Raw genomic sequence first — 3455 nt, 5'->3', positions numbered from 1 at the left:
TTTGAGTGCTGTGCACTCTTTGGCCCGCTTGTTTACTATTCAGTTTTCAAAGATCAAAGCCTCAATGAGGCCGTCCACGCTATGCGTATTTGCTTCAGCGCGGAAGCTCAACTTAATCTGTTTCTGTTTTTCCGTCAACAGAAAAGTTTTGCTTTTTGTTGTCTCGTTTGCGACGCTTTGTTGTCACGAGCAACGGGGCGGCAAAATACAGTAGTTGGAGGTTCTTGTCAAAGATTTTTTAGCAATGACAGTCTTTTTTTTAAAGAAGGAGAGGGTGAATAGAGAAAAAAGTATAAGAGAGGGGAGGATCGCACCCGATAAAGGGAGTATTATATAGTTATATCGAATGGATATGTGGTAGAAGTGTAGAATATGATTGCGGAGGGACGTGGAAATACTGCTTTATCCGCCCGTAATGTTTTTTTCAACTCATTCTCATGATTGTTTCACTGGCTCTACTTTAGCCGTATTGATCCAATGAAACGGTAATGAGAATGAGTCTGTATTCTGTTCTTTTTTTGGAAAGTAACTCATTGCAAAGAGTTTGGGACGGGCAAAGTGTATCTGCCTAACTTTGTATACTCTCTAGAGATATAACACAATTTCATGAGCAATTATTTAATCTGCTGGCATGATAGTACTCTTAGAGATTCCTGAAAAAGCATTTGTTTTTTAGGAATGTAAAAGAGACTGTTGTTGACCAGCAGATTGTATAATATCTGCTTAGTTTACCAAGCTTCTACAAGTAAAAGTAGATTCTGGATAAGCGCAGGTTATGTTAGCTTTTTAGGACTGTCGGTTAAATGTCACGCATCTGCCCAAAATAGCCTTGCCAGAAGTCCGGGTTAATAATCCTCAATAACAAGATAGACCAGCGTCTGATTTAAGAGTTGATATGCAATTTCTCCAAAAGTTATAGGGCCAAACATTGGGGCCATTTTTTTACCTTCAAGGTCGGAATACAGATAATTTAAAATACAGTTACAACTGAATGCAACGTTGTTGTTCAGATCAGGTAAAGCCTCACTGAATTTTTTCATATAATCATCAACTGGCTTTGCCAGCTTATATTCAATACCATTGAATACTGGAGCATAGAAAGATACAGTCTTGTTTTCTTGGTCAATTCCTTGAAAGGAGACATTGATGCTGGCTCCTGAATAATCCGCAACCAAAGGTTGTTGGATATTAATCTGTTTATCAAGGAGATAATCGGCAAAGTTTTGTTCTATGCCATTCACTAACACTGTTTCAGCGCTGAAACCCGTTTGTGGGAACATGAACGTATCACCATCGCCTTGTTCCTGAATATTGATGATGCCTATAGTTGCCATTTTATCATCTTTCAGCGTTACGTGCATTACAACGGCTTGGTCAGGAGCTGCCTCACCAATTCCACCGTTGAAGACTTTCGGGCTGGCTGTCTCCATATCGTCAAGATGAATACCTGCAACCCATCCTATGACAGGTTTGATAAACATGTCTTCATAGTCAGGAGCGTCTTGAGCATATTGGAGTAAAATGTCTGTGAGTGCAGGAAGTAGAAGAACAGAAAAGCCGTTCTCTGGAGCTTCCTTGGTGATATTGTGAATAGTGTTGGTATTATGAAATTTTATCTCAACTTTTTCGATGGCATCTGCTGCAATCTCATGAACAAATATACGATCTTTGGAGGTTTGTCCCCCATCAGGTGCCATAAAATATGGACTGGTGGCACCTATCCAGTAGCCTTTCGGAAGTTGCTGAAGAAGCTCTTCATCCCCTCCGAGAAAAAGAATTTTACCACTAGAAATGGCGTTAGCTGTATCTTCTACAGAATAGAGTTGAGGCTGAAGAAGGTCAGGCATTATGTTATCTCCTGGAGTGATTCTAGGTTATCGTTTTCAGTGGACTGGTAGTTGTACGATCCGGCTTGATAGATTGTGTAACAATGGTATCTGGATCATTCCTGGTAACTGTTCAGCTGATCAATCTCTCGTTGAAGGCGTCTTTTATGTTTGATGAAAAAGTGACGATAGGTTCGAATAATTTTGTCCTGATTTTGTTTACCTGAATCACGGAGCAACGATTTAGTCGCCTGTTGATTAATCATCTGTAGTCCGACAAGGCGTGTCTGTATTTGGAACTCGCCAGTGATAAGAGCTATCCAAACAGGATGTGACTCAGCAGGAATGTCATCATCGGGTGTCGGATCTTTTGTAACTGCTATACTTTCTTCTGTCCAGGATTGACCATCAGTAAGTTGTTCAAGCTCATCGGAAAGGACTTTTTTATTTCTGGTAAAAAATTGGTGCAGAGTTTGTGCGCCAGCGATGCCACTTTCAATACCTGGCGCTGCGTCATATTTACTGCGAATCCGCTGGAGGATCATTTTCAACGCTATGGATTTTGTTGCAAGACTAAGGTCTCCGTTGATTAATCTCTGCCAGCTTGGGTGGCCTATATCTGGAATTTTGAAAGATTCTTTTAAGGATGGTTGCTTTGCTGGACCTGCAGAGGAAGTTAGAGTGCCGCTTTCTGGTTTATCGGGCTTGTCGAATTGCTTGATTTTCTCAATGTCCAGACCTAAAAGTCCTGCAGTTGTCTCAGGGCTGGTAGATTTGAGTAATGTTGTAATATGTTCTAAGAGATCTTTGGTATACAAGGTACCCACTACATACCAGGTTTTCATACAAACACAATCAGCCTGGGGAGATTGAACTGCTCCTGGCGGTGGAACATGGAGAAATGTAACAAAATCAAGAATCGGTAAGTGTTGAACGCTGAGGGGTTCAAAATCTGTTGAATGTGGAAGGGACGTTTGGCAGTGAGGGCAGGTGATGATGGACTTTTTTGTGAGAAAACCCGCCTTGCGTGCGACACCAAAAAGATTGCTTTTGGCTGGTGCTGAGAATCCCAAATAGATATCCAGGCGCTTTGCTGATTGATGCACGTGTGTGTCAAGTACAGTCCACGGATCTTGCAGCTTTAAAATTTGATTGATAAAATCGGCATGTTGCATAGAATTTTTCCTGTGACAGTTACAAGAGCTATATTGCACATCTTAAATGGAAGGTGTTTTTATTGAAAAATTTTGCAGTTTTTCATTCAAAACTTACCAGAAATTGCATCAAATCTATCATGAGAATGCACCTTAGCTCCATTGCATGTGATTATGGCTCATTTTAGGATATATCACTGTTTCATTCTTTTACGCTTTCCTCCCAGAATCAGTGTATAGTTTACTCTTTTTCTTGACAAGAGATTAACGAGTATTTTTTTGACATCAGCCCTGTTTAAAATTAATCTTTCAAAAAGGTGGTTCTGGGGCATGCACTGACGAGAGTGGCAATGTTGATAGAGCTGGAGAATATGGGACTGAAACTTTGGAAGAAGCAGGGGAGGGTATACCGTATATTGACAGGCAAAAAAAAACCGCTTTAAGGAAATCCCTTAAAGCGGTTTTGAAAAAAGAG

Annotated in this window: 3 protein-coding genes; 1 reads left to right on the top strand and 2 read right to left on the bottom strand. The window is 40.6% G+C overall.

Features of this window, described 5'->3' with window-relative positions; all coding sequences use genetic code 11:
• Window positions 1–282: hypothetical protein (locus G493_RS34140; RefSeq protein ID WP_205623746.1), on the top strand; the 282-nt coding region annotated here is incomplete at its 5' end.
• 563 nt (window positions 283–845) lie between these two features.
• Here the strand turns inward: G493_RS34140 and G493_RS0122330 are convergent.
• Window positions 846–1847 carry a DUF6976 family protein gene (locus G493_RS0122330; RefSeq protein WP_035275688.1) on the bottom strand — a complete coding sequence of 334 codons (1002 nt, stop codon included), beginning with the start codon at window positions 1845–1847 and terminating at the stop codon, window positions 846–848.
• Window positions 1848–1942: 95 nt separating this feature from the next.
• Window positions 1943–3001, bottom strand: a complete 1059-nt coding sequence (locus G493_RS0122325; protein ID WP_028582145.1) for a transposase family protein — start codon at window positions 2999–3001, stop codon at window positions 1943–1945.
• Window positions 3002–3455: the final 454 nt, after the last annotated feature.

Source organism: Desulfogranum japonicum DSM 18378, assembly GCF_000429945.1.
In the GTDB taxonomy this organism is placed as follows: Bacteria; Desulfobacterota; Desulfobulbia; order Desulfobulbales; family Desulfobulbaceae; genus Desulfogranum; species Desulfogranum japonicum.
The sequence above is the reverse complement of the archived record's forward strand: the minus strand, read 5'-3'. Positions and strand labels throughout refer to the sequence as shown.

Excerpts from the sequence above, each read along its gene's own strand:
- G493_RS0122330 (WP_035275688.1), bottom strand. The coding sequence starts at position 1,847 with ATGCCTGACCTTCTTCAGCCTCAACTCTATTCTGTAGAAGATACAGCT.
- G493_RS0122325 (WP_028582145.1), bottom strand. The coding sequence starts at position 3,001 with ATGCAACATGCCGATTTTATCAATCAAATTTTAAAGCTGCAAGATCCG.